Below are 26,966 nucleotides of genomic sequence, written 5' to 3'. Positions count from 1 at the left end.
GTTCTTCCTCTTCTGTCATCCGAATTTCACCACGCCGAGCCCGGCGGGCGCCGTCTGCCCAGGCAGGGCATTTGCAAGGCGGCGCTGCGGCTCGGGCGTGTAAAGGTCATACCAGTGCTGGTTCTTGCGGCCGAGGGCATGTTCGGCGCTGAAGCTGCCGCCAAATTCGCGGCGGGTCACCTCGATCACCCAGTCGCGCAGCTGCGCCTCCTGCGCCGGATCGGTGGCGATCACCCGCTCCACGCTCAGCACGACCTGCCGGCCGCTGTCATCGGGGGTCGAGCCGGAAACGAGCCCGGTATTGCCCGCCTGTGCGACGACATGCAGCCCATCCCGCGCGCAGATTTTCAGCGCGCGGGACACGTCCTCCGTGCCGGCGGGCCGCAGCACCGCCAGCACATGGCCGCGATCATAGCGCGCGCCGGTCTCGTAGGACAGCATCTGATCCGGCGCGGTCAGCATGCCGCGCGGCCCCAGCAAGGCGTGCAACTCGTCCAGGGCCGTCACGCTCATGCGGCAAGTCCGTCCAGCGCCTTGAGGCTTGCGTCCAGCGAAGCGCACTGGACGGCGGCGTAATGATCGAACTCGTTCAGAACGGCTGCCCCCAGATCGGCTTCGAACCGCCGCTGGCTGGGGCTGGCCGCGAAATCCTGCGCCGCATCATCGCCCAGGTTCGACTGGAAGATTCCGGCGGCGCTGACGGGCAGGAAATCCTCATAGATGATCGGATCGTAACGCAGCGCGCCTTGCGCGATCAGCGTTTCGAGATCCTTCCCCCCTGCCCCTGCGGCCAGACCCTTTTCGGTCGGCGCATAGGTGAAATAGGCCAGACCTTCGGCGCGCAGGCTTGCCCAATCGTCGGGGAAAGCGGCAAAGGCCTCGGTCAGTGCGGCCATGTATTCGGATGCATTCGAGCCGTCCGCCGCCGGGCGCCAACGCCGGCGGGTCTGGCTCAGCAGGCGGTCGTAAAGTGCCCGCCCCTTGGGGGTCAGCGCCACGCCGCGCTGTTCGATCTCGCCAAAGCGGGCGGTGTGCGAGCCTTCCTGCCAATCCTCGCCCGCGCGGAACAGGACCGGCTCTTCCAGCGCCTTGAACGAGGTCTGGCGCAGCAGGATCGGGCATTTGCGCGTGGGCGGGCCTTCGACCACGGCCTTGGGCGTGATGCCGCGGGCAGGCATCCGGGCCTGCACCTTGTCGATGTCCAGCGTCCGCGGGGTCAGGTGGTTGATATGCGGCCCCTTGAAGGACACCACATCGGCGATCAGCCGATGGGCGTCATGCAGCCGGCGATACATGTCATGGCCGACATTCGCGTGCGGCTGCCAGCGGAAGGTTTCCAGCGCCTCGGTCACGAAACGCCCGGCTTCGGCATCGGTCAGACCGCCCTGGGCTTCAGCATGCTCGATCAGGTCCAGGCAGCCTCGCGTGAAAATCCGGCGTCCTGACAGAAGCCGCGCCGCCTCGGCCCGCAGGGCGTCATCCTCGATCAGGTCCAGCCGCAGCAGCGAGGTAAAGACGCGGAACGGATTGCGCTTCAGCGCCTCGGCCCCGACCGGGCGGAAGGCGGTGGAATGGACCGGCACGCCCGCCTCGGACAGATCGTAATAGCCGACCGGATGCATCCCCATCACGGCAAACAGCCGCCGCATGATGTGCAGTTCCTCGGCGGTGCCAAGCCGGATGGCGCCGTGGCGTTCCTCGGAAATGCGGGCAAGGTCGTCGACCTCCTCAAGTCGCGCACGTTCGGCCGGGTCCGCGGCAAGGGTTTCGTCATTCACCCCGGCCACCAGGTCCATCAGCGTGCCATAGGCGGGCACCTCGTCGCGATACATGGCGGACATGGCCGCCGAAAAGCGGCTGCGGATCGTGTCGGGGCTGATATGGATGCCGGCGCTCATGGGACGCTCCTTTCTCTGTGGTGCCTTGGATAGCACGAGCGATCCGGCGCGGCCTTCGTTGATTGGGGCTGACATCATGCCAGCCGGGAATGACTCTGATCCGGGCCTGCCATCCGGGGCGCGTTCGACAAGGCGGATCATGCTGCTGAAATCGCAGACCAGCGACGCAGCAGGACCCTTGCCGAATAATCAGGGAACCGATCTGAACGCATGTCCGATCGGCATGATCGCCCGCGGACCCTTACGGACGATCAGCGGCCGTTTCTTCCATCAGCCAGTCGCGAAACAGGATCAGAGGGTGATGCGTGCCGCGATCCTCGGGCCAGCACAGATGATAGGCTTCCACGCTTTCCAAGGCCAAGGGCAGCGCCTCGACGATGCGGCCCTTGCGCAGCTCATCTTCGAACATGAATCGGGGCAGCAAGGCGATACCGAGACCCGCCGCCGCCGCTTCGAACAGCGTCGTGAACTGATCGAACAGCATGCCGTAAACCGCCTGATCATCCACCCCGTAATGACGCAACCAGCATTCCCACGCATCCGGCCTGGTGGTCAGATGCAGCAGCGGCGCCAAGCGGATGTCGTGGGGCTCGCGAAACCGGAAACGCTCCATCATCTGCGGCGCGCAGACCGGCACGGTGACTTCGGCGCGCAGCGCCACCATCCTGGCGCCGGTCCATTGCGGCGGGCCGAAATAGATGGCGGCGTCGATGATGTCCTGGCTGAAGTCGAACTTCGTCGGCCGGCTGAGGACGTTCAGCATCACCTCGGGGTGGCGCGCGACGAATCGCGGCAATCGCGGCGTCAGCCAGCGCGCGCCGAATGTCGGCGGCACACCCAGCGTCAGCGAGCCGCCGGACGGGTTGGCCCGCAGGTTCAGCGAAGCGTTCGAGATCCTGGCCAGCGCATCGCGGATTTCCCGCGCATAGACCATGCCGCCCAGGGTCAGGCGTATCTTCTGCTTCTCACGGACGAACAGCTCGACCCCCAGCTGCCCTTCCAGGGCCTTGATCTGCCGCGAGACCGCGGATTGCGTCAGCGACAGCTCATCGGCCGCGCGGGTGATCGAGCCGGTTCGGGCGGCGGCATCGAACGCCGCAAGCAATGGCAACGACGGAAGGAAGCGGCGGGCAGAGAGGATGGCTATGACTCCACGGTATGATGTCATGCAAAACGCTTGCTAGCGTAATGGCGCCCGACCCCTGAATAAAGATGAAAAAAACCGGCCCTGCCCACACCGGCCTTCAGGACAAAACGGGAGGAATGATGCTCAACGATCCGCGCTCGCACGGCCTGTGGGAAAAAACCGCACCAGCCCCGCCGCCGACCCACGCGCTTGAGGGCGAGGTGATGACCGATGTGGCGATCATCGGCGGCGGCTATACCGGCCTTTCCACCGCGCTGCATCTGGGCGAACGCGGCATCGGCTGCATCGTCGTCGAGGCCGAGCAGATCGGCTTTGGCGGCTCGGGCCGCAATGTCGGGCTGGTCAATGCCGGCATGTGGGTGATGCCCGAAGACCTGATCGCCACGCTGGGGCCGGATCATGGCAACCGGCTTCTGGATCTGCTGGGCGGGGGGCCGGCGAAGGTCTGGGATATCGCACGCCGCTACGGCATCGATTGCGAGGCCACGCCGGTCGGCACGCTGCATGCCGGTGCGGGGCGCAAGGGATTCGACGAACTGGCCGAACGCGCCCGGCAATGGCAGAAGCGCGGCGCCCCGGTCGAGCTTCTGGGCAGGGAGGAGGCCGCCCAGATGCTGGGCACCCATGCCTTCGAAGGCGCCTTGCTGGATCGACGGGCGGGAACCATCCAGCCTCTGGCCTATGCGCGCGGGCTTGCGCGGGCCGCCATCGCCAAGGGCGCGGCGATCCATACCGGCACGCCGGCCATTGCGCTGGAACGCAGCGGCAATGGCTGGCTGCTGCGCACCCCGAAGGGCAGGGTCAAGGCGGGTCGGATCGTCGTGGCGACCGACATGTATACTCGCTTCGTGATGACGGACATCGCCCGCGAGCAGGTCGTCCTGCCCTATTTCAACATGGCGACGACACCCCTGCCCGAGGATATGGCACGGACCATCGTGCCGGGCCGTCAGGGTGTCTGGGACACCAGGGACGTGCTGCTGTCCTATCGCTTCGACAGGATGAACCGGCTGATCTTCGGCTCGGTCGGTGCGCTGAGGAACGGCGGCGCGGTAGTGCACCGGGCTTGGGCCAGGACCGCGCTGCGCCGCCTTTATCCGCAGATCGGGCCGGTCCGTTTTGAACAGGAATGGTTCGGCAGCATCGGCATGACGTCGGACAACCTGCCGCGCTTTCACCGGCTGGACGACGGCGTCCTCGCCTTCTGCGGCTATAACGGCCGCGGCATCGCACCGGGCACCGTCTTCGGGCAATGCATGGCCGCCCTGCTGGCCGGCGAGATTGCCGAATCCGACCTGCCCCTGCCCGTCACCCGCCCTGCCCCCGTCGCCTGGCGCGCGTTGCAGCAGGTGTTTTATGAAGCCGGCGCCCAGGCGGTTCACCTGGCCGAGGCCGGCCGCAACACCCTCCTCAAAGCCGTTTCTTCCGAAAAAGGCGCCCGATGACGACCGGCTTCATCCGCGCGCCGCGCATCGCCGATCTGGCAATCTCGGAAATCGTCCACCAGACCGAGAAGGCCGCCGTGCGAAGGCGCAGGGTCGCGACATCGTCGCCGGTCATCCTGCATGGCTCTGCTGCACAAATCAGATGATGATCGGACTTCCCCTTTCCTCGGACGGACTGGTCCCACCGCCTCCGTGACGGGTGCCAAGAGCCGTGAAGCGGTTGAGCACGACTCCCCCCGCCTGGTCGCCTCGGAGGTGAGCGCGTCGTCCGTATCGCGCGGAGGGGCGTCCCGTCGCAATCCCATACGACAGATGTTCCGAGGACTTTCCGGCCGGAATCGCGCTGGCCGCAATCATGTGCCGGCTATGGAGGTTTGTCCCTAGCGCGTGCGCCGCGCGATCCCCGGCGGATCAATCCGGCGCGAATGTCATCCCGCTCCACCAAGGCCCGGCTTCCGGGTTGCAGCTCGTCGATTTTTCAGCACCGGGCCAAGTCAATCAGGACGGAACGGGTGATTCGTCCTTCGGAGCAGCACCGAGCCCTTTTTCCAGGATGGAACGGCGGGTCGATCCTGCCAATCGAAAAGGGGCGATTTGGACAGAATGTACCAGTTTGACCGCCCCATCCGTCTGCCCATGGTCAGAATGTCCGCATATCGAACGGTCGCGTCGCGGAGAACAGACAAAGTGACCAGTCAACTCATTGATATAAAACAATAAAATATTGACAGCCAGACGCAATATATCGTTCCTGCAATTGGGGGGCTTCGTCGGGAACGCTGTGTGCGGACACCGGCAGCTAGGGGAAGGGAGGAAATGATGCGTCATTGCAGCATGCCGACATGGCGACAATCAGCGGCACCAGGTGACCGGCAGGTCACAGGCGCCCAGCAGGACACTGGTCGCCTTGGTGAACGATGCCCGGTGCTGCCCCATCCAGGGCTTTGAACTGCATCGCGGCCGGATGACCTGACGGCGGCTCGTGCCGTAGCGCGCAGCGCCGCACAGGATCTCCGGCATCTGACGAAACCGACCGGGCAGGCCGGCAAAGCCGGCTTGCGGGTGATCGTTTCGGCGCAACCTTCAGCATCAAGTACACCAGCATGGCATACAAGACTGACTCAGAAATCGCCTCGAAGGCGACCAAGCTGCCGATCGGGGAGGTCGCGGCAAAGCTCGGCATCGCGGTCGAGGACCTGCTGCCCTATGGCCACGACAAGGCCAAGGTCAGCCAGCAATTCATCGACCGGCTGGCCGACCGGCCCTCGGGCAAGCTGGTGCTGGTCACGGCGATCAATCCGACCCCGGCCGGCGAGGGCAAGACCACCACCACCGTCGGCCTGGGCGACGCGCTGAACCGCATCGGCCATCGCGCCTGCATCTGCATCCGCGAGGCGAGCCTGGGGCCGAATTTCGGCATGAAGGGCGGCGCGGCGGGCGGCGGCCATGCGCAGGTGATCCCGATGGAGGACATGAACCTGCATTTCACCGGCGATTTCCACGCCATCACCAGCGCCCACAACCTGCTGTCGGCGATGATCGACAACCACATCTATTGGGGGAACGAGCAGCAGATCGACCTGCGCCGCGTGGTCTGGCGGCGCGTGCTGGACATGAACGACCGCGCGCTGCGGCAGATCACCTGTTCGCTGGGCGGCGTGACCAACGGTTTCCCGCGCGAGACCGGCTTCGACATCACCGTCGCCTCCGAGGTCATGGCGATCCTGTGCCTGGCGACCGATCTCGACGATCTCGGGCGGCGGCTGGGCGACATGATCGTCGCCTATCGGCGCGACAAGACGCCGGTCTATTGCCGCGACATCAAGGCGGACGGCGCGATGACCGTGCTGCTGAAGGACGCGATGCAGCCCAACCTGGTGCAGACGCTGGAAAACAACCCGGCCTTCGTCCATGGCGGGCCCTTCGCCAATATCGCCCATGGCTGCAATTCGGTGATCGCCACCGCCACGGCGCTGAAACTGGCCGATTACGTGGTGACCGAGGCCGGCTTCGGCGCCGATCTGGGGGCCGAGAAGTTCTTCGACATCAAATGCCGCAAGGCCGGGCTGAAGCCGGACGTGGCGGTGATCGTCGCCACGGTGCGCGCGCTCAAGATGAACGGCGGCGTCGCCAAGGCGGACCTGGCGGCCGAGAATGTCGAGGCGCTGCGCAAGGGCTGCGCCAATCTGGGCCGCCATATCGCCAACATGAAATCCTTCGGCGTGCCGGTGGTCGTCGCGGTCAACCATTTCGCCGGCGATACCGAGGCCGAGATCCGGGCGCTGCAGGATTATGCCAGGGCGCGCGGGGTCGAGGCGATCCTGTGCAGGCACTGGGCCGAGGGCTCGGAGGGCGCGGTCGATCTGGCGCAGAAGGTCGTGCAGATCGCCGAGGCGGGCGGCGCGGAATTCGCCCCGCTCTATCCCGACGACCTGCCGCTGTTCGCCAAGATCGAGACCATCGCCAAGCGCATCTACTATGCCGACGAGGTGCTGGCCGATACCGCGATCCGCAACCAGTTGAAGGAATGGGAAGGCCAGGGCTACGGCCATCTGCCGATCTGCATGGCCAAGACCCAGTACAGCTTCACCACCGACCCCAATCTGCGCGGCGCGCCCGAGGGCCATTCCGTGCCGATCCGCGAGGTGCGGCTGGCCGCCGGCGCCGGTTTCGTCGTCGTCATCTGCGGCGAGATCATGACCATGCCCGGATTGCCTCGGAAGCCCACGGCCGAGGTGATCGGACTGAACGGGGCGCGCGAGGTCGAAGGTCTGTTCTGACCGCCCGGCCCGTCGCCCGACCAAGCGACCCAACGACGCTGCGGCGGCGGTGGCCCAGGGCTGCCGCAGGACCGGGCGCATTATCAGGAAGCGAAGACAATGAATGCCAAGATCATCGACGGCAAGGCCTTTGCGGCAACGGTCCGGGACCGGGTGGCCGGGACCGTGGAACGGCTGAAGGCGGAAGCCGGCATCACCCCGGGACTGGCAGTCGTGCTGGTGGGCGAGGACCCGGCCAGCGAGGTCTATGTCCGTTCCAAGGGCAAGGCGACGCTGGAAGCGGGGATGAACTCCTGGGAGCACCGGCTGGATGCCGATACTTCGGAAGCGGACCTGCTGGCGCTGATCGAGCAGCTGAACAACGATCCCGAGGTGCATGGCATCCTGGTGCAGCTGCCGCTGCCGGCGCATCTGGACCCGGACGTGGTGATCAACGCCATCGACCCGGCGAAGGACGTGGACGGCTTCCATATCTCGAATGTCGGGCTGCTGGGGACGGGGCAGAAATCCATGGTGCCCTGCACGCCGCTGGGCTGCCTGCTGATGCTGCGCGAGCATCACGGCTCGCTCTCGGGGCTGAACGCGGTCATCGTGGGCCGCTCGAACATCGTCGGCAAGCCGATGGCGCAGCTGCTGTTGGGTGACAGCTGCACGGTGACCATCGCCCATAGTCGCACGAAGAACCTGGCCGCGGTCTGCCGCAACGCCGACATCCTGGTCGCGGCTGTCGGCCGGCCGCGGATGATCCCCGGCGACTGGGTCAAGCCCGGCGCCACGGTGATCGACGTCGGCATCAACCGCATCGAGAACGAGGGCAAGACCCGGCTGGTCGGCGACGTCGATTTCGACAGCGCCGCGGCGGTCGCGGGCGCCGTCACCCCGGTGCCGGGCGGTGTGGGGCCGATGACCATCGCCTGCCTGCTGGCCAATACCGTCACCGCCTGCTCGCGGGCACATGGCCTGCCCGAACCGGAAGGGCTGACCTCCTGACGGGGGCGGCGAACTGGAACCGAAGGAAGAAGGAACCCGATATGAGCTTTCACGTCATCGAACAGGCCCCCGCGCGGTTGAACCGAAGCGAGCTTGCCGTGCCCGGCAGCGCCCCGCAGATGTTCCAGAAGGCCGCCGAATCCGAGGCCGACGTCATCTTCCTGGACCTCGAGGACGCGGTCGCCCCGGATGAAAAGGCCGAAGCGCGCCGGAACATCATCCGGGCGCTGAACGAGATCGACTGGGGCAGCAAGACCATGTCGGTGCGCATCAACGGCCTGGATACGCATTACATGTATCGCGACGTCGTGGACGTGGTCGAACAGGCCGGCGAGCGGCTGGACCTGATCATGATCCCCAAGGTCGGCACCGCCGCCGATGTCTATGCGGTGGACATGCTCGTCACGCAGATCGAGGACGCGAAGGGCCTGAAGAAGCGCATCGGTTTCGAGCATATCATCGAGACGGCCCTGGGGATGCAGAATGTCAGCGCCATCGCCGCCGCCTCGAAACGCAACGAGAGCCTGCATTTCGGCGTGGCGGATTATGCCGCCTCGACCCGCGCGCGCACCACGATCATCGGCGGCGTGAACCCCGATTACGCCGTCCTGACCGATCCCGACGAGCATGGCGGCCGCCAGCGCCACTGGGGCGACATGTGGCATTATGCCATCGCCAAGATGGTCGTCGCGGCGCGGGCCAACGGCTTGCGTCCCATCGACGGGCCCTTCGGCGATTTCAGCGACCGCGAGGGCTATCTGGCCGCCGCCTATCGCGCCGCCGTGCTGGGCTGCGAGGGGAAATGGGCCATCCACCCCAGCCAGATCGCGCTGGCCAACGAGGTGATGAGCCCCTCGGACGCCGAGGTCACCAAGGCGCAGCGCATCCTGACGGCGATGGCCGAGGCCGAGGCCGAAGGCAAGGGCGCCGTCTCGCTGGACGGGCGGCTGATCGACTATGCCTCGATCCGCCAGGCCGAGGTTCTGGTCGAGAAGGCCCGGCAGATCGCCGGCGCCGCGTGATGTCCGCCGCGCTCAGATCCCGGGCCGAGACGCTGTTCCGGGCGGCCTGCGCGGCCGCCGACCCGGCGCAAGCCCTGCGCGCCGCGCTGCGGCAGCATCCGGTGCCGGACCTGGGCGCGAATGGCCGCTATATCGTCGTCGCGGTCGGCAAGGCGGCGACCGCGATGGCCGGGGCCATGCTGGACGCGCTGGAACCGGCGCCGGTGCAGGCGCTGGTGGTAACCAATCGCGAGAACCGGCGGCCCCTGCCCGGCGCCATGGTCATGGCCGCCGGCCACCCGGTCCCGGACCAGGACGGCGCCGCGGCGGCCAAGGCGGTGATCGCCCTGCTGGGCGCGGCGGGGGCGCAGGACCGGGTGATCGCGCTGATCTCCGGCGGCGGTTCGGCCATGCTGCCGGCGCCGGCGGGCGACCTGACGCTGGCAGACGAGGTCGCGGTCGGCCGGCTGCTGCTGGAGCGCGGCTTTGACATCCGCGCCGCCAACCTCGTGCGCCAGCAGCTGTCGCGGCTGAAGGGCGGCGGCATGCTGCATTTCGCCGCGCCGGCGCCGGTGACGGCCTATATCCTGTCGGACGTGATCGGCGACGACCTTGCGGTGGTGGCCTCGGGGCCGACCGTGGCGCCGATCGGCAGTATCGAAGAGGCCCGGTCGCTGATCGAGGCGCGGGGCCTGTGGCTGCTGCTGCCCGAAGAGGTCCGGGCGCATCTGGGCCGCGGCCAGGCGTCCGGTCCCGCTGCGGCCCTGCCCGAGGCGCGGAACCACCTGATCGGCTCGAACCGCAAGAGCCTGGAGGCGATTTCCGCGGCGGCGGCGGACCTGAACCCGGCGATCCTTTGCGACGCGCTGGTGGGTGCGGTGGCCGAGGCCGCGGCACGCATCGTCGCGGCGGCGCAGGACGCGCCGCGCGGGCGGCCGGCCTGCCTGATCTTCGGCGGCGAGACGGTGGTGAATGTCGTCGGAACCGGGCTGGGGGGGCGCAACCAGGAACTGGCGCTGCGCGTGGCCCTGACGATGCCGGCCCTTGGCCGGGACTGGGTCTTCCTGTCCGGCGGCACCGATGGCCGCGACGGCCCGACCGACGCCGCCGGCGGCATCGTGGACGCGGGCACCGCCGCCCGCATCCGCGCCGCCGGCCGCGACGGCGCGGCGCTGCTGGCCAACAACGACAGCCACGTGGCGCTGAAGGCCGCGGGCGATCTGCTGCTGACCGGAGCGACCGGGACCAATGTCGCCGATGTCCAGATCCTGCTGCTCTGCCCCTGAACCAAGGAGGAAACCGTGAAGAACCATCCGGCCCCGTCCAGCCGCGCCCGCAACGGCACCCAGGCAAACATTCTTTCCGAAAGGTTGACGCGATGAAGGACACGATCATTTTCCCGCCCCTCGAAATCCCCGAGACGCTGGCCGCCGGGCCTGGCCCGGGCAATACCGATGCGCGGGTGCTGCAACGCTTTTGCCAGTCGGGACTGGCCGACCACATGCAGGCCGACGTCCTGCGGGGGATGATCGAATGCAAGATCATGCTGCGCGAGGTCTGGGGCACCGGCAATATCCACACCTTCGGCGTCGCCGGCACCGGCTTTTCCGGGCTCGACTGCATGCTGAGCGCGATCCTGCCCGGCGACAGCGTCGTGGTCTTCACCAACGGCACCTTCTCGGGCATCGACGGGCTGTCGATCCGCATGAAGGCCTCGACCCGCGAGGAATTGCGGGCGGATTCCCTGAACCCGCAGCCCGCCTCGGTCACTACGGTCGAGGTGCCGCATGGCCAATCCGTCTCGGCCGAGGTGATCGAGGCGGCGCTGGCCCGCCACAAGCCGAAATGGGCCTTCATGGCGCATTGGGAAACCGGCGCGGGCCGGATCAACGACCTGCGCGGCTTCTCGGACGCCTGTCAGCGGCACGGCGCGCTGGGGCTGGTCGATGCGGTCTCGTCGCTGGGCATCGCGGATTTCTCGATCGACGACTATCCCGGCGTGGTCGGCTGGGCCTCCTGCCCGCAGAAGGGCGTGCTGTGCCTGCCGCTGACCTATGCGCCGGTCAGCTTCAGCGACCGCTATATCGCCGAGCTGCGCGAGAACGGCTGCCACACCTATGCGCATCACCCGATCCTCGAGGCGCGGCACTGGGCGATCGTCAACGGCCAGGATGTCGAGAAGGGCGTCTATCACCGCACCCATTCCGGCTATGCGGTGGCGGCCTTTCACGAGGCGCTGCGCATCATCCTGCAGATCGGCCGCGCCAAGCGGGCCCAGGACTATGCCTTCCACGAAAAGGCCCTGCGCGCGGCGGTCGAGGCCATGGGCTGCGAGGTCACCTCGAACATGACCAGCCTGGTGGTGCTGAACCTGCCCGGGCCGCTGGCGGGACGCGAGATGGAACTGGTGCAGAACTGCCGCGCCGAGGGCTTCGGCATCTGGCCGACGCTTTCGGAACCCGTGCAGGTCCGCATCGGCATCCTCAACCAGCTTTCCGAACCCGCGATCACCGAGATCGTCACCCGCTTCGCCGATGCCATGGCGGACCTGGGGGCGAATATCGACATGGCCAGGGTCCGGGCGGTGCTGAGCGCCCATTACGACCACGCCGACGCCTAATCCAGGGAGGATTGTCAGATGGATATTCACGAATACCAGGCCAAGGAAATCCTGGCGAGCTTCGGCGTCGCCATTCCGCCCGGCGCGCTGGCCTACAGCCCCGAACAGGCGGCCTATCGCGCCCGCGAACTGGGCGGCGACCGCTGGATCGTCAAGGCGCAGGTGCATGCGGGGGGCCGCGGCAAGGCCGGCGGCGTCAAGCTTTGCGACAGCGATCACGAGATCATGGAGGCCTGCGAGGCCATGTTCGGCCGCAAGCTGGTCACGCATCAGACCGGGCCCGAGGGCAAGGGCATCTATCGCGTCTATGTCGAGGGCGCGGTGCCCATCGCGCGCGAGATCTATCTGGGCTTCGTCCTCGACCGCGGCTCGCAGCGGGTGATGATCGTCGCCTCGTCCGAGGGCGGCATGGATATCGAGGACATCTCGGCCCAGAAGCCCGAGACAATCGTCCGCTCGGCCGTCGAGCCGGCGGTGGGACTGCGCGAGTTCCAGGCGCGCGAGATCGCCTTCGCGCTTGGCATCCCCGCCCCGCTGGTCCAGCAGATGGTCCGCACGCTGACCGGCTGCTATCGCGCCTTCCGCGACCTCGACGCCACCATGGTGGAGATCAACCCGCTGGTGGTCACCGGCGACAACCGCATCCTGGCGCTGGATGCGAAGATGACCTTCGACGACAATGCGCTGTTCCGCCATCCGCAGATCAGCGAGCTGCGCGACAAGTCGCAGGAGGACCCGCGCGAATCCCGCGCCGCCGACCGTGGCCTGTCCTATGTCGGGCTGGACGGGAACATCGGCTGCATCGTCAACGGCGCCGGCCTTGCCATGGCGACCATGGACACCATCAAGCTGGCCGGGGGCGAACCCGCGAACTTCCTCGACATCGGCGGCGGCGCCACGCCCGAGCGGGTGGCCAAGGCGTTCCGGCTGGTCATGTCGGACAAGAACGTCCGCGCCGTGCTGGTCAACATCTTCGCCGGCATCAACCGCTGCGACTGGGTGGCCGAGGGCGTGGTCCAGGCCCTGACCGCCAACCCGGTCGAGGTGCCGGTCGTGGTGCGCCTTGCCGGCACCAATGTCGAGGAGGGCCGCAGGATCCTCGAGCAATCCGGCCTGCCGGTCATTGCCGCCAAATCCCTGATGGACGCGGCGCAGAAGGCGGTGAACGCCCTGACGGACGGGGCAACCAATCTGGAAAAGGCGGAGGCGATCTGATGAGCATCTATCTGGACAATGAAAGCCGCGTGATCGTTCAGGGCATTACCGGGCGTCTTGCGCAGTTCCACACCAAGGAGATGATCGACTACGGCACCAATGTCGTGGGCGGCGTCGTGCCCGGCAAGGGCGGCGAGACGGTGCAGGGCGTGCCGGTCTTCGACACCGTCAAGCAGGCGGTGGCGGCGACCGGGGCCAATGCCAGCCTGGTGATCGTGCCGCCGCCCTTTGCCGCGGATTCGATCATGGAGGCGGCGGATGCCGGCATCGGCTATTGCGTCTGCGTGACCGACGGCATTCCGGCCCAGGACATGATCCGGGTCAAGCGCTACATGTATCGCTATCCCCGGGAAAGCCGCATGGTGCTGACCGGGCCGAACTGCGCCGGCACCATCAGCCCCGGCAAAGCGCTGCTGGGCATCATGCCGGGCCATATCTATCTGCCGGGCAACGTGGGCATCGTCGGGCGGTCCGGCACGCTGGGCTATGAGGCGGCGCAGCAGCTGAAGGATCTGGGCATCGGCGTCTCGACCTCGGTCGGGATCGGCGGCGACCCGATCAACGGCTCGTCCTTCAAGGACATCCTGATGGCCTTCGAGCAGGACGACCAGACCGAACTGGTCTGCCTGATCGGCGAGATCGGCGGCCCGCAAGAGGCGGATGCGGCCGGCTATATCCGCGACCACATGAAGAAACCGGTGGTCGCCTATATCGCCGGGCTGACCGCGCCCAAGGGCCGCACCATGGGCCATGCCGGCGCCATCATCTCGGCCTTCGGCGAAAGCGCCAGCGAAAAGGTCGAGATCCTGACCGCCGCCGGGGTCACCGTCGCCGAACATCCCTCGATGATCGGCGAGACCATCGCCCGGTCGATGAAACAGTTTGCCTGAGAGGTCGAGATGGCACAGCCCAAGGTACTTCTGACCCGACGGTGGCCCGAGGCGATCGAAGCGCGGCTGGGTGAGGTCTTCGACCTCACCGTCAGCCGGGACGATCTGCCGCTGGACGCCGACCAGCTGAAAGCCGCGCTCCGCGATTACGACGCGGTGCTTCCCACGGTGACCGACCGGCTGTCGGCCCCTGTCTTCGACGTGGCAAGCCCGCGCACGAAGATCCTCGGCAATTTCGGCGTCGGCTTCAGCCATATCGACCTGGCCGCCGCCAGCGCCCGCGGGATCACCGTCACCAACACGCCCGACGTGCTGTCCGAATGCACCGCCGACCTTGCCATGACCCTGCTTCTGATGGTCGCGCGCCGCGCCGGCGAGGGCGAGCGGGAATTGCGCGCCGGCAAATGGACCGGCTGGCGCCCGACCCACATGATCGGCAAGAAGGTTTCGGGCGCGACGCTGGGCATCGTCGGCTTCGGCCGGATCGGGCAGGCCATGGCGCGGCGCGCGCATTTCGGCTTCGGCATGAAGATCGTGGTGCAGAACATCCCCGCCGTCGCCCCCGAGACCCTGGCCGAGTTCGGTGCCGAGCAGGTCGGCACCATCGACGAATTGCTGCCGCGCTGCGATTTCGTATCTCTGCACTGCCCGGGCGGGGCCGAGAACCACCACCTGATCGACGCGAGCCGCCTGGGGCTGATGAAGCCGGACGGCTGCCTGATCAACACCGCCCGCGGCGAGGTGATCGACCAGCACGCGCTGGCGCAGGCGTTGTGGTTCGGCACCATCGGCGGCGCCGGGCTGGACGTGTTCGAGGGCGAGCCGGACATCCCCTATGCGCTGCTGGGCGCCGACAACCTGGTCATGCTGCCGCATCTGGGTTCCGCCACGCGCGAGACGCGCGACGCCATGGGCCTGCGGGTGATGGAGAACCTCGTGGCCTTTTTCGAGGGCCGCGAACCGCGCGACCGTGTGAACTGATGGCACGCGCGCGGGACTTCCAGCCCGGACCGGACGGCGGCGCCGATGCCTATGCCGAGACGCTGAGGCGCACGCTGCGCCAGCTTTGGCGCGAGGTGCTTCTGCGCCGCGCGCCGCAGGTGGCCGCCAGCCTCGATTCCGCTGCGCCGGTCGCGATCCCCCGCGACAATGCGGCGGTGCCCTATCTTCAGGCGCTGAACATCTGGTTCCAGCTGCTGCGCATCGCCGACGAGAACGTGGCCATGCGCGAGCGGCGGCAAGCCGAGACCGAGTCGGGCCCGGCGACCGTGCCCGGCAGCTTCGCCAAGGCGCGGGCCGAGCTGGGCGCCGCGGCCCGGATCGGCGCCAGCGGCGCAGAGGACGGCATCTGCGTGGGGCCGACGCTCACCGCGCACCCGACCGAGGCCAAGCGCGTCACCGTGCTGGAAATCCATCGCCGCATCTATCGCAATCTCGTGGCGCTGGAGACGCAACGCTGGACGCCTCGGGAACGGGCGCAGCTGACCGACGACCTGCGCAGCGAGATCGACCTGCTCTGGATGACCGGCGAGCTGCGTCTGGAACGCCCGCGGCTGTCGGATGAGATCGAATGGGGGCTGCAATTCTTTCGCGACAGCATCTATGACGCGGTGCCGCTGCTCTATGACCGCTATCTGGCCGCCGGCTTCGACCCCGGCACCCTGCCCGAGATCCGCTTTCACAGCTGGATCGGCGGCGACCGGGACGGCAATCCCAACGCGACGACCAAAGCGACCAGCGACGCGCTGGCCCGCAACCGGCAGGCGATCCTCGACCGCTATCTGGACGGGCTGCGCGAGGCCGGGGCCCGCATCAGCATCAGTTCCTCCATCGTCGCCGTTCCGGGGGCCGAGGGCATCGCGCTGGACGCCCTGATCGCCGAGCGCCCCGAATGCCGCAGCCGCAACCCGGGCGAGGTCTTCCGCCAGGCGCTGACGGTCATCGGCAACCAGATCCGGGCGCTGCGCGACCAGACTGGCGGCTATCGCTTCCTGAGCGACTTCATCGCCGACCTGAAGGTGGTCGAGGACGGGTTGCACGCCATCGGCGCCGCGCATCTGGCGCATCGCCATGTCCGCCCGATCCGCTGGCAGGCGCAGACCTTCGGCTTTCGCACCGCGACGCTGGACATCCGCCAGAACTCGACGGTGACGACCGCAGTGCTGGCCGAGATCTGGGCCGGCGACGGCGGCCCCGCGCCGCAATACGGCTCATGCGCCTGGTCGGAGCGGCTGCGCGCCGACCTGTCCAGCCCGGCGCTGCCAGAGGTCGATCCCGCCCGACTGAGCGAGGCCGGTCAGGAACTGCTGGCGCTGCTGCGCTTGATGCACGACATGGGCGAGGGCGTGGACCGCGATGCGCTCGGCCCGTTCATCCTGTCCATGACGCGCTCGACCGACGATCTGCTCGGTGTCTATCTGCTGGCCCGCCATGCCGGTTTCGGCGCCGAGACCCTGGACCTGCGCGTGGTGCCGCTGTTCGAGACCATCGCCGATTTGCGCGCCGCGCCCGCGATCCTGTCCGAGCTGCTGCAGGTGCCGCTGGCGCGCCGCAGCCTGAAGGCGCGCGGCGGCAACCGGTTCGAGGTGATGCTGGGCTATTCCGACAGCAACAAGGACGGCGGCTTCGTCAGCTCGACCTGGGAACTGGAGCGGGCGCAGCGCAGCATATCCCGCGCCCTGGCCGGCCACGGGATGCGCCCGGCCTTCTTCCACGGCCGCGGCGGCTCGGTCAGCCGCGGCGGCGCCCCGACCGAGCGCGCCATCGCGGCGCAGCCGCCCGGCACGGTCTCGGGCCGGATGCGGATCACCGAACAGGGCGAGGTGGTGTCGTCGAAATACGCGAACCGCGGCACGGCGCTGAACACGCTCGAGGTGCTGACCTCGGCGGTGCTGCTGCACAGCGCGGCGCCGGCGCCGGCGCGGACCGCGGCGACGCCGGAATTCGACGATGCGCTGGAAGGCCTGGCGGGCATGTCGCAGACCGCCTATGCTACCCTGCTGGGCCAGCCCGGCTTCGTAAGCTATTTCCAGCAGGCCAGCCCGGTCGAGGAGCTGGCGATGCTGAAGATCGGCTCGCGCCCGGCCCGCCGCTTCGGGGCCAAGTCGCTTGACGACCTGCGGGCGATCCCCTGGGTCTTCGCCTGGTCGCAGAACCGCCACCTGATCACCGGCTGGTACGGCTTCGGCACCGCCATCGACAGCTTCCGCAAGGTGCGCGGGGCCGAGGGCGAGGCCCTGCTGCGGCGCATGCTGCGCGGCTCGGCGCTGTTCCAGCTGATCGTGGACGAGGTCGAGAAATCGCTGTTCCAGGCGGATATGCGGATCGCCGCCCGCTATGCCTCGCTGGTCGAGGATGCCGGGCTGCGCGACGCGATCCTGGGCGCGGTGCAGGCCGAATACCGCCGCAGCGAACGGGCGCTGCTCTGGCTGACCGGCGAGGCGCTGCTGGCCGAGCGGTTCCCCATGATGCGCGACCGGTTCGAGCGGGTCCGCGCCCCGATGAACGACATCCATGCGCTGCAGGTCGACCTGCTGCGCGACTTGCGCGGCCGCACCACAGGCAAGCTGTCGGTGCCGCTGCTTCAGACGATGAACTGCATAGCCGCCGGCCTGGGCTGGACCGGCTGAACCACAGAACAGGGAGAGGAAGATGAACCACCAACCGATCAACACCACCATGGCCGCCAGGCCGCTGGCCGACAGCGATCCCTATATCTTTCGCGCCATCCGCATGGAGCTGGGCCGCCAGCGCGACGAGATCGAGCTGATCGCCTCGGAAAACATCGTCTCGCCCGCCGTGCTCGAGGCGCAGGGCTCGGTCCTGACCAACAAATATGCCGAGGGCTATCCGGGGCGGCGCTATTACGGCGGCTGCGAATATGTCGATATCGTCGAGGATCTGGCGATCCAGCGGGCGAAATGGCTGTTCGGCTGCGAATATGCCAATGTGCAGCCGAATTCCGGCAGCCAGGCCAATCAGGGCGTGTTCACCGCGCTGATGAAGCCCGGCGACACCTTCCTGGGCATGAACCTGGCCTCGGGCGGCCACCTGACCCATGGCGCGGCGCCCAACCAGTCCGGCAAATGGTTCAACGCGGTGCAATACGGCGTGCGCAGGCAGGATTGCCTGATCGACTTCGACCAGGTGGCGGACCTGGCCCGGCAGCATCGGCCGAAACTGATCGTCGCCGGCGGCTCGGCCATTCCGCGGGTCATCGACTTCCGCAGGTTCCGCGAGATCGCCGAGAGCGTCGGGGCCTATCTGATGGTCGACATGGCCCATATCGCCGGGCTGATCGCCGGCGGCGCGCATCCCTCGCCCTTCCCCCATGCCGATGTGGTGACCACCACAACGCACAAGACCCTGCGCGGCCCGCGCGGCGGCATGATCCTGACCAATTCCGAGGAGATCGCCAAGAAGGTCAATTCGGCGATCTTCCCGGGCATCCAGGGCGGGCCGCTGATGCATGTGATCGCCGCCAAGGCCGTGGTCTTCGGCGAGGCGCTGGAGCCCGAGTTCAAGTCCTATGCCGCGGCGGTGGTGAAGAACGCGCAAGCCCTGGCGGCGGGCCTGATCGAGGGCGGGCTGGACATCGTCACCGGCGGCACCGACACCCATGTGATGCTGGTCGACCTGCGGCCGAAGAAGGTGACCGGCAACGAGACCGAAAAGGCGCTTGGCCGGGCCAACATCACCTGCAACAAGAACGGCATCCCCTTCGACCCGGAAAAGCCCACCGTGACCTCGGGCATCCGCCTGGGCAGCCCGGCCGCCACCACCCGCGGCTTCGGAGAGCCGGAATTCCGCCAGATCGCCCGCTGGATCATCGAGGTGGTGGACGGGCTGGCCGCGAACGGTCCGGACGGCAATGCGGCGGTCGAAACGCGGGTCAAGGCCGAGGTCCAGGCGCTTTGCGCGCGTTTCCCGCTTTATCCCGAACTCTGAATGGCATCCGCCCGGCCCTCCCGGGGGCCGGCGGATTCTGACGCGTGAAGACTACGGAAAGGATCGCCTGGTGAAGATCGGCGGATTGAGAGAGCGTTTTGGGGGTGAGGCGCGTGTTGCGGTGACTCCGTCCTCTGCGGCGCATCTGCAGAAGCTTGGGCATGAGGTTTACGTCGAGGCGGGCGCCGGGGTTCGTGCGGGGTTTTCGGACGCGGCCTATGAGGCGGCCGGGGTCGCGGTTCTGCCGGACGCCGCGGCGCTGATCGGCGCGGTGGACGTGGTGGTCAAGGTGCGGCCGCCCGAGCCCGGGGAACTGCGGCAGATGCGGCGCGGCCAGGTGCTGATCTCGCATTTCTGGCCGGCGCAGAACCCGGACCTGCTGGAGCTGGCGCGCGAGCAGGGCGTCACCGCCATCGCCATGGACATGGTGCCGCGCATCTCGCGGGCGCAGAAGATGGATGCGCTGAGCTCGATGGCCAATATCGCCGGCTACCGGGCGGTGATCGAGGCGGCGAACAATTTCGGCCGCTTCTTCACCGGCCAGGTGACGGCGGCGGGCAAGGTGCCGCCGGCCAAGGTGCTGGTGGTGGGCGCCGGCGTCGCCGGGCTTGCCGCCATCGGCGCCGCGGTCAGCCTGGGCGCGCAGGTCCATGCCTTCGACGTGCGCCCCGAGGTGGCCGAGCAGATCGAATCGATGGGCGCGGAATTCGTCTATCTGGACTTCCAGGACCAGGTGCAGGACGGGGCCGCCACCGGCGGCTATGCCGCGCCCTCCTCGCCCGAGTTCCGCGAAAAGCAGCTCGAGAAGTTCCGCGAACTGGCGCCCGAGATGGACATCGTCATCACCACGGCGCTGATCCCCGGCCGCGACGCGCCGAAGCTGTGGACCGCCGACATGGTCGCGGCGATGAAGACCGGCTCGGTCATCGTCGACCTGGCGGCCGAGCGCGGCGGCAATTGCGAGCTGACCGTCCCGGACGAGCGCATCGTCACCGAAAACGGCGTGGTGGTGATCGGCTATACCGATTTCCCGTCGAGGATGGGGGCGCAAGCCTCTGTACTTTATGGCAACAACATCCGCCACATGCTCTCGGACCTGACGCCGGGCAAGGACGGCGTCATCGTCCAGAACATGGAGGACGACGTGATCCGCGGCTCGACCGTCACCCATGACGGCGACGTGACCTGGCCGCCGCCGCCGCCCAAGGTCGCGGCCATCGCCGCCGCGAAGCCCAAGGAAAAGCCCAAGGAGCCGACCCCCGAGGAACGGCGCGCGCAGGAAATCGCCGCCTTCCGCGCCCAGACCCGCAGCCAGGTGACGCTGCTCGGCGCGGGGGCGGTGCTGATGCTGCTGGTGGGGCTGTTCGCGCCCGCAAGCTTCCTGTCGCATTTCATCGTCTTCGTGCTGGCGGTCTTCGTCGGCTTCCAGGTGATCTGGAACGTCAGCCATTCGCTGCACACGCCCTTGATGGCGATCACCAACGCCATCTCCTCGATCATCATCGTCGGCGCGCTGCTGCAGATCGGCTCGGGCGGCTGGCTGGTGGTGCTTCTGGCGGCGCTGTCGGTGCTGATGGCGGGCGTCAACATCTTCGGCGGCTTCCTGGTCACGCGCCGGATGCTCGCCATGTTCCAGAAGTCGTAAGGGGAGAGGGCGCATGGAATACGGATTCACCACCGCCGCCTATGTGGTCGCGGCCGTGCTGTTCATCCTGTCCCTGGGCGGGCTCTCGGGCCAGGAAAGCGCCAAGCGCGCGGTCTGGTACGGCATCGCGGCCATGGCGCTGGCGGTGGTCGCGACGCTGATCGGGCCGGGCTATGGCAATTGGGGGCTGACGCTGGTCATGCTGGCCATCGGCGGCGCCGTGGGCTGGGTCGTGGCCAAGCGGGTGCAGATGACCGAGATGCCGCAGCTGGTCGCGGCCATGCACAGCCTGGTCGGCCTGGCCGCGGTGCTGATCGGCTTCAACGCCCAGTTCGAGCTGGCGCGGGTGATCCGCGCCCGCGCCACGGATGCCGCCGCGCATTTCGAGGGCTTCGCCGCGGTGCTGGCGCACAAGACCCCGGCCGAGATCGCCATGCTGAAGGTCGAGGTCTTCCTGGGCATCTTCATCGGCGCGGTGACCTTCACCGGCTCGGTGGTGGCCTTCGGCAAGCTGGCGGGCAAGATCGACGGCAAGCCCCGCAAGCTGCCGGGCGGGCATATGCTGAACGCCGGCGCGGCGGCGCTGTCGGTGCTGCTGGGCATCCTCTATTGCGCCGGGATCGGGCCGGCGGTGCCGTGGCTGCTGCTGATCACGCTGCTGGCCTTCTTCATCGGCTATCACCTGATCATGGGCATCGGCGGCGCCGACATGCCGGTGGTGGTGTCGATGCTGAACAGCTATTCCGGCTGGGCGGCGGCGGCGATCGGCTTCACGCTGGGCAACGACCTGTTGATCGTGGTGGGCGCGCTGGTCGGCTCCTCGGGTGCGATCCTGAGCTACATCATGTGCAAGGCGATGAACCGCAATTTCGTCAGCGTGATCCTGGGCGGCTTCGGCGGCGAGGCGGGCCCGGCGATGGAGATCGAGGGCGAGCAGGTGGCCATCGACGCCGACAGCGTGGCGGCGGCCTTGAACGATGCCGACGAGATCATCATCGTGCCGGGCTATGGCATGGCGGTGGCGCAGGCGCAGCAATCGGTGTCGGAGCTGACCCGCAAGCTGCGCGCCAAGGGCAAGACCGTGCGCTTCGCCATCCATCCGGTGGCGGGCCGCCTGCCGGGGCACATGAACGTGCTCCTGGCCGAGGCCAAGGTGCCCTATGACATCGTGCTGGAGATGGACGAGATCAACGAGGATTTCCCCTCGACCGACGTGGCGATCGTGATCGGCTCGAACGACATCGTGAACCCGGCGGCGCAGGAGGACCCCAACAGCCCCATCGCCGGCATGCCGGTGCTGGAGGTGTGGAAGGCCAAGCAGGTCTTCGTCAGCAAGCGCGGCCAGGGCACCGGCTATTCCGGCATCGAGAACCCGCTCTTCTACAAGGAAAACACCCGCATGTTCTACGGCGACGCAAAGAAATCCATCGACCAGCTCCTGCCCATGATCGAGTGAGGGGGGAAACCGCGCGGAAAACAGCGGCGGGCCGAAAAGACCGGTCCGGTTGCGCATCGCGAGTCTTGCTCGTTTCGGGGGACATCTTGCTGTATCACGAAAGGCAGGCGTCCGCAGGGAACGGACGGAACGGGAGGTTGCATTGGAAGCCCAGGCGACGGCGCCCGCCGCCGACAGAGCCGACCCGCTGATGCGCCAGGCAAGCGTGCTGGTGGTCGATGATGAGCCGGGAATACGCAATTTCCTGGTCAAGACGCTGCAGCCCCATTGCCGCGCGGTGCTGGAGGCGGCGGATGTCGAGACCGCCGGCGCCATGCTGGAACAGCAACGCTTCGACATCGTGCTGCTGGACAACCGCATGCCCGGCCCGCGCGGCATCGACTGGCTGGTGCAGCAGCGCAAGCAGGGCTGGCGGTTCGAGGCCATCATGATCACCGCCTTTCCCGACCTGGATACCGCCATCGAGGCGATGCGGGCGGGTGCGGCGGATTTCCTGCTCAAGCCCTGCCGCGCCAACCAGGTGCTGAACGCGGTGCGGCGCAGCATGGAACTGGCCTCGCTGCGGCGCGAGAACCTGCTGCTGCGCCATGAGCTCGACCGGACGCGGCTGAGCCAGCGCAGCCAGCTTCTGGGCAGTTCGCCCGCCATCGAGGAGGTGCGCGAAAGGCTGCGCCGCGTGGCCGGGCTGCCGACGCCGGTGCTGATCTCGGGCGGCTCGGGCACCGGCAAGGAAGAGGCGGCGCGCTTCCTGCACGCGCTCTCGGGCCGCGCCGACCGGCCCTTCGTCGCGATCAATTGCGCGACCATCCCCGCCGATATGCTGGAAACGGAACTGTTCGGCCATGCTCCCCGTGGCGCGGACCAGGGACGGACGGGCCTGTTCGTGTCAGCCGAGGGCGGCACCGTCTTCTTCGACGAGATCGCCGAACTGCCCAGGCCGGCGCAGGCGGCGCTGCTGCGGGTGCTCGACAAGCAGACCATCCGCCCGGTCGGCGCGGAGCGCGAGATCGCGCTGGACCTGCGCTTCGTCTTTGCCACCGGAAAGACGCTCGCGGCCGAGGTCGAGGCCGGCCGGTTCCGCGAGGACCTGTTCTTCCGGGTGAACGTCCTGCAGATCGAGATGCCGCCGTTGAGGCTGCGCGGCACGGATACCATCGACCTGGCCGCCTTCTTCATGGCCGGGCTGGCCGCGGAACTGGGGCTGGAGCCCTTGCCGATCGATACCCAGGTGCGCGCGGCGCTGTTGCGCCACCCCTGGCCCGGCAATATCCGCGAGCTTCGCAACTTCATCGAACGGTCGCTGATCTTCGGCCGCTTTCCGCTGGAGACGCTGGGGCCGGCCACGCCCCAGGACGTCGAGCCGCTGGATGCGGTGCAGCGCCGGTATATCCTGCAGGCGCTGGAACTGGCCGGCGGCAACCGCTCGCGCGCCGCGGATTGGCTTGGCGTGTCCCGCAAGACCATCGAGCGGAAATGCGCGCGCTGGGGGCTGTAAGCGGCGCGCGCGGCGCGATCACGCCGCAGGCAGCCAGATGCGGAAGCGGCTGCCGGTTGCGTCGCTCTCGACCGTGATGCTGCCGCCCTGGCGCTCGACCAGCCGCCGGCAGATCGACAGGCCCAGCCCGGTGCCGCCCTTGCGGCCGCGGCTGGTGACGAAGGGCTCGAAGATCTGCCCCAGTATCTCGGGCGGGATGCCGGTGCCGGTGTCGGAAAGCTCCAGCGACACGCCCTGCGCGCCGTCGAAAGCCGCGTCGCGGCTGGCAACGCGGATCTCGCCGCCCTCGGGCATGGCGCGGATGGCGTTGGCGATCAGGTTCACCAGCACCTGCTGCAACGCGACCCGGCCGATCCGCACCATCCGCGTCGAGCGCAGGTCGTGGCGCATGGTGACGGCACCGCGCGTCAGCATGTGCCGGACCAGCGGCTCGCATTCCGCGACCGCCTGCACCGGATCGGTTGCGGGCTCGCCCTCGCCCGGCTCGTCCATGCGGGCGAAATCCAGAAGCCGCGTCACGATCTGCGAGATGCGGTGGATCTGTTCGTCGATCAGCCGCAGCTCGGTTTCAGCCGGTTGGGCGGCCGGGCCCAGGATCTCGCGCAGCACGTCCAGATTGCCCTGGATCACCGCCAGCGGGTTGTTGATCTCATGCGCGATGCCGGCCGAGATCTCGCCCAGGGCAGCCAGCTTTTCCGATTGCACCAGCTGATGCGTGGCGGCCTCGAGTTCGCGCACCGCCTGGCGCAGGGCGGCGGTGCGTTCCTCGACCCGCTGGTTCAGCGCGTCGTTCCAGGCACAAAGCTGCCGGTCGCGATCCTGCAGCTGCGCCAGCAGCCTGTCCAGCAGCATGGCAAGGCCGGCGATCTCGTCCGCGCCGCGGGTGACGCCGGTGCGGGCGGAAAGGTCGCCGCCGCGCAGCCGGGCAAAGGTCTCGGCGATCTTCTCGAGCGGGCGGAAGATGCTGCCTGCCCATCGCAGGAACACCGGCACCGTGACCAGCGCCACCAGCAGGAAGGCGGCCAGGACCAGCAGCACCGCGCGGCGCTTGGCCTCGGCGAAGGGGCGGTCGAGGATGCCGACATAGATCATGCCGATGCGCTGGCGCGCGCTGTCCTCAATCGGCGCATAGGCCGAGATATAGCGGTCCTGCAGCACCTGCGCCCGGGCCAGCCAGACCTGGCCCCGGCCAAGCACCCGGTCGCGCACGATGGCCGAGGCCCGGGTCCCCAGCGCCCGCGCCCCGCCCGCCACCGTCACATTGGTCGAGATGCGCATGTCGCCCAGAAACAGCGAGACCGTGGCATGGGCGCCCGGCGGCAGGGTGTCGGGGTGATAGATCAGCTCGTTGATGCGGTCGATGATGGACAGGTTGCGGTTCAGCAGGATGCCGCCCACCAGGACTGCCGGCGCGCCGGTCTCGGGATCGCTGGCCGCGACGACCGATTGCGCCACCATGCCGCGGGTTTCCCTTTGCCGCGACGGCTGGGGGGCGGCCGAGACCAGGGCGATCTCGGCCCGGGCGGCAAGGCCGGGCGAGATGGCGCGAAGCGCGGCCTGGTCGAAGACCTCGAGGGTGTTGCGCGCGCCCCGCACCGGGCCCGAACCCGGCACGTTCATCGGACGCGCGCCCTGCGGGCTGGCGGCGACCAGCCCGCCCGCCGGCGTGGCGAGGTAGAGATAATCCAGCCCCAGCCGCACCCGGTAAAGGTCCAGCAGGCCCGGCCGGTCCGCGCTATGGGCGAATTCCTCGGAGCGCGCCAGCATCTCGATCCGCTCGCCGGCGTTTTCCAGGATGCTCTGCAGATATTGCTGGGCGATGGTCAGGTCGCTGTTGACCTTGGCGGTCAACAGCCGGTCGAACTTGAGCGACCATTGATGCATGGTGATGCCCAAAAACACCGGCAGGATCACCAGCACCGGCAAAAGCGCGATGGCGAGCAGGCGGTAGCGCACCGAATGACGCCAGCGGCGGGTCGCCTCAGCCATTCCAGTCCGCCAGGCGCCGGTCGATGGTCTTGCGCGAGATGCCCAGCCGCGCCGCCGCCGCCTCGCGGTCGCCGTCCAGCGCCGCCAGCGTGCCCATGATCGCCCGCCGCTCGATCTCGGCCAGGGTCTGGCTGTCGCGGCGGCCCAACGGGGCGGCCAGCGGCGGGAAGCGGCCCAGGATCAGCGCGCGCTCGACGGCATTGCGCAGCTCGCGCACATTGCCGGGCCAATCATAGGTGGCGAGGTTCGCCCGCACCTCGGCGGTGATCGGCACGGGCCGCATGCCAAGCTGCCGCGACAGGATGGCCATGAACAGATGCACCAGGTCGAACAGGTCCGGCCCGCGTTCGACCAGCGTCGGCATGGCGATATGCAGCACGTTGATGCGATAAAGCAGATCGGCCCGCAGCCGCCCCTCGGCCACCGCCTTGTCGAGATCGGTATTGGCGGCAAAGATCAGCCGCACATCCACCGGGGTCTCGCGCTCGGACCCCAGCGGCCGGACGCGACGATCCTCGATAGCGCGCAAAAGCTTGGCCTGGAGCCCGACGGAAAGCTCGGCGATCTCGTCCAGGAACAGCGTGCCGCCGCGCGCCGACATGAACAGGCCCTCGCGGTTCTGCTCGGCGCCGGGAAAGGCGCCGCGGACATGGCCGAAGAGTTCGGTTTCCAGCATATCCTGGGGGATGGCGGCGCAATTGACCGGTACGAAGGCGCGGCCGGCGCGGTCCGACAGCGCATGGATCATCCGCGCCGCCACCTCCTTGCCGGTGCCCGAGGCGCCGGTGATCAGCACCGAGGAAGGTGTGGCGGCGACCCGGGCGATCACCTGCCGCACCGCCTCGATGGCCGGGGAACCGCCGACCAGCTCGCTGCGCAGCCGGTCCTGGTCGACGCTGTTGCGCAATTCCTGGCGCAGCACCAGGTTTTCCCGGCGCAGCCTCTCGCCCTCAAGACAGCGGGTGATGCCGTTCAGCAGCTGGTTCGTGCGAAAGGGTTTCAGCAGGAAATCCGAGGCACCGGCCTGCAGCGCCTGGATGGCGGTTTCCATGTCGGCATAGGCGGTCATCAGGATCGCGGGCGGAAAGAAGCCCAGCCGCCGCTGCTCGGAAAGCCAGTCGACGCCGCGCTGGCCCTCCATCAGGTTGTCCAGGATGACCAGGTCGAAATCGGTCCGGCCGATCAGGGCGCTGGCCTCGGCGGCATTGGCGGCCAGATGCACGGCCCGGCATTTCGGAGCCAGGATGCGCTCGATGAAATTCCGCATGCCCGGCTCGTCCTCGACGACCAGAATCGTGGCCTGGGCAATCGCCTCGCCGAACCCGCCTTGCGGTCCGGGCCTTGGGTCGGTTTCCGCCTGCATCACACCCCCCTTCCTCCCGAGAAACACAGTCGCACTCCCCCGCTCGGCTTGGCAAGCGTCCGGCTCTTGCCGGATGGACCCGGGC

At 68.1% G+C, this 26,966-nt stretch carries 20 protein-coding genes; 15 read left to right on the top strand and 5 right to left on the bottom strand.

Annotated elements, in window-relative coordinates; all coding sequences use genetic code 11:
- Window positions 1-15 precede the first annotated feature (15 nt).
- The 3 genes from LOS78_RS21300 to LOS78_RS21290 all read right to left on the bottom strand — a co-directional run bounded on the left by LOS78_RS21300 (window position 16) and on the right by LOS78_RS21290 (window position 3,039).
- The gene (locus LOS78_RS21300) at window positions 16-513 is read right to left on the bottom strand and encodes an FAD-binding protein (RefSeq protein WP_230378651.1); all 498 of its coding nucleotides are present in this window, start codon (window positions 511-513) and stop codon (window positions 16-18) included.
- Window positions 510-1,898, bottom strand: coding sequence for a VOC family protein (locus tag LOS78_RS21295; RefSeq protein WP_230378650.1), 1,389 nt, complete (start codon window positions 1,896-1,898; stop codon window positions 510-512). Before LOS78_RS21295 ends, LOS78_RS21300 begins: the two co-directional genes overlap by 4 nt.
- A 241-nt stretch (window positions 1,899-2,139) precedes the next feature.
- Window positions 2,140-3,039 (bottom strand): LysR substrate-binding domain-containing protein, encoded by a 900-nt coding sequence (locus LOS78_RS21290; RefSeq protein WP_028717393.1) that lies wholly within the window; start codon window positions 3,037-3,039, stop codon window positions 2,140-2,142.
- A gap of 125 nt (window positions 3,040-3,164) precedes the next feature.
- Here LOS78_RS21290 and LOS78_RS21285 point away from each other — a divergent pair, with 125 nt between their 5' ends.
- The 15 genes from LOS78_RS21285 to LOS78_RS21215 all read left to right on the top strand — a co-directional run bounded on the left by LOS78_RS21285 (window position 3,165) and on the right by LOS78_RS21215 (window position 23,529).
- A complete protein-coding gene (locus tag LOS78_RS21285) occupies window positions 3,165-4,490 on the top strand; it encodes an FAD-binding oxidoreductase (protein WP_230378993.1) in 1,326 nt (441 codons plus the stop codon).
- Window positions 4,487-4,636: a hypothetical protein gene (locus LOS78_RS21280; protein ID WP_230378649.1), complete on the top strand. Its 150-nt coding sequence runs from the start codon at window positions 4,487-4,489 to the stop codon at window positions 4,634-4,636. The genes LOS78_RS21285 and LOS78_RS21280 overlap by 4 nt, the downstream gene beginning before the upstream one ends.
- Before the next feature lie 957 nt (window positions 4,637-5,593).
- The gene (locus LOS78_RS21275) at window positions 5,594-7,270 is read left to right on the top strand and encodes a formate--tetrahydrofolate ligase (RefSeq protein WP_230378648.1); all 1,677 of its coding nucleotides are present in this window, start codon (window positions 5,594-5,596) and stop codon (window positions 7,268-7,270) included.
- A 99-nt stretch (window positions 7,271-7,369) separates the two neighbouring features.
- The gene (gene folD, locus LOS78_RS21270; protein WP_230378647.1) at window positions 7,370-8,260 is read left to right on the top strand and encodes a bifunctional methylenetetrahydrofolate dehydrogenase/methenyltetrahydrofolate cyclohydrolase FolD; all 891 of its coding nucleotides are present in this window, start codon (window positions 7,370-7,372) and stop codon (window positions 8,258-8,260) included.
- A 41-nt stretch (window positions 8,261-8,301) separates the two neighbouring features.
- On the top strand, window positions 8,302-9,282 hold the full coding sequence (locus LOS78_RS21265) for a CoA ester lyase (protein WP_230378646.1): 981 nt from the start codon (window positions 8,302-8,304) through the stop codon (window positions 9,280-9,282).
- Window positions 9,282-10,547, top strand: coding sequence for a glycerate kinase (locus tag LOS78_RS21260; RefSeq protein WP_230378645.1), 1,266 nt, complete (start codon window positions 9,282-9,284; stop codon window positions 10,545-10,547). The genes LOS78_RS21265 and LOS78_RS21260 overlap by 1 nt, the downstream gene beginning before the upstream one ends.
- Before the next feature lie 92 nt (window positions 10,548-10,639).
- Window positions 10,640-11,881 carry an aminotransferase class V-fold PLP-dependent enzyme gene (locus LOS78_RS21255; RefSeq protein WP_028717540.1) on the top strand — a complete coding sequence of 414 codons (1,242 nt, stop codon included), beginning with the start codon at window positions 10,640-10,642 and terminating at the stop codon, window positions 11,879-11,881.
- An 18-nt stretch (window positions 11,882-11,899) separates the two neighbouring features.
- Window positions 11,900-13,096 carry a malate--CoA ligase subunit beta gene (locus LOS78_RS21250; protein ID WP_028717539.1) on the top strand — a complete coding sequence of 399 codons (1,197 nt, stop codon included), beginning with the start codon at window positions 11,900-11,902 and terminating at the stop codon, window positions 13,094-13,096.
- Window positions 13,096-13,986: a succinate--CoA ligase subunit alpha gene (gene sucD / locus LOS78_RS21245; protein WP_028717538.1), complete on the top strand. Its 891-nt coding sequence runs from the start codon at window positions 13,096-13,098 to the stop codon at window positions 13,984-13,986. The genes LOS78_RS21250 and sucD overlap by 1 nt, the downstream gene beginning before the upstream one ends.
- Before the next feature lie 9 nt (window positions 13,987-13,995).
- Window positions 13,996-14,967: a D-glycerate dehydrogenase gene (locus tag LOS78_RS21240; RefSeq protein ID WP_230378644.1), complete on the top strand. Its 972-nt coding sequence runs from the start codon at window positions 13,996-13,998 to the stop codon at window positions 14,965-14,967.
- On the top strand, window positions 14,967-17,615 hold the full coding sequence (locus tag LOS78_RS21235) for a phosphoenolpyruvate carboxylase (protein WP_230378643.1): 2,649 nt from the start codon (window positions 14,967-14,969) through the stop codon (window positions 17,613-17,615). Before LOS78_RS21240 ends, LOS78_RS21235 begins: the two co-directional genes overlap by 1 nt.
- A gap of 49 nt (window positions 17,616-17,664) precedes the next feature.
- The gene (gene glyA / locus LOS78_RS21230) at window positions 17,665-18,933 is read left to right on the top strand and encodes a serine hydroxymethyltransferase (RefSeq protein WP_230378992.1); all 1,269 of its coding nucleotides are present in this window, start codon (window positions 17,665-17,667) and stop codon (window positions 18,931-18,933) included.
- A 70-nt stretch (window positions 18,934-19,003) separates the two neighbouring features.
- On the top strand, window positions 19,004-20,578 hold the full coding sequence (locus LOS78_RS21225) for a Re/Si-specific NAD(P)(+) transhydrogenase subunit alpha (protein WP_230375802.1): 1,575 nt from the start codon (window positions 19,004-19,006) through the stop codon (window positions 20,576-20,578).
- Window positions 20,579-20,591: 13 nt separating this feature from the next.
- Window positions 20,592-22,034 carry an NAD(P)(+) transhydrogenase (Re/Si-specific) subunit beta gene (locus tag LOS78_RS21220; RefSeq protein WP_230375799.1) on the top strand — a complete coding sequence of 481 codons (1,443 nt, stop codon included), beginning with the start codon at window positions 20,592-20,594 and terminating at the stop codon, window positions 22,032-22,034.
- A gap of 190 nt (window positions 22,035-22,224) precedes the next feature.
- A complete protein-coding gene (locus tag LOS78_RS21215; RefSeq protein WP_051476457.1) occupies window positions 22,225-23,529 on the top strand; it encodes a sigma-54 dependent transcriptional regulator in 1,305 nt (434 codons plus the stop codon).
- A gap of 18 nt (window positions 23,530-23,547) precedes the next feature.
- Here LOS78_RS21215 and LOS78_RS21210 read toward each other — a convergent pair whose 3' ends face one another.
- Window positions 23,548-25,518: an ATP-binding protein gene (locus LOS78_RS21210; RefSeq protein WP_230378642.1), complete on the bottom strand. Its 1,971-nt coding sequence runs from the start codon at window positions 25,516-25,518 to the stop codon at window positions 23,548-23,550.
- A complete protein-coding gene (locus LOS78_RS21205; RefSeq protein WP_230378641.1) occupies window positions 25,511-26,881 on the bottom strand; it encodes a sigma-54 dependent transcriptional regulator in 1,371 nt (456 codons plus the stop codon). The genes LOS78_RS21210 and LOS78_RS21205 overlap by 8 nt, the downstream gene beginning before the upstream one ends.
- Window positions 26,882-26,966: the final 85 nt, after the last annotated feature.

Origin of the sequence: Paracoccus sp. MA, from assembly GCF_020990385.1 — a bacterium.
Lineage (GTDB): Bacteria > Pseudomonadota > Alphaproteobacteria > Rhodobacterales > Rhodobacteraceae > Paracoccus.
Note: the sequence above shows the minus strand (reverse complement) of the source record. Positions and strands in the feature narration are given on the sequence as shown.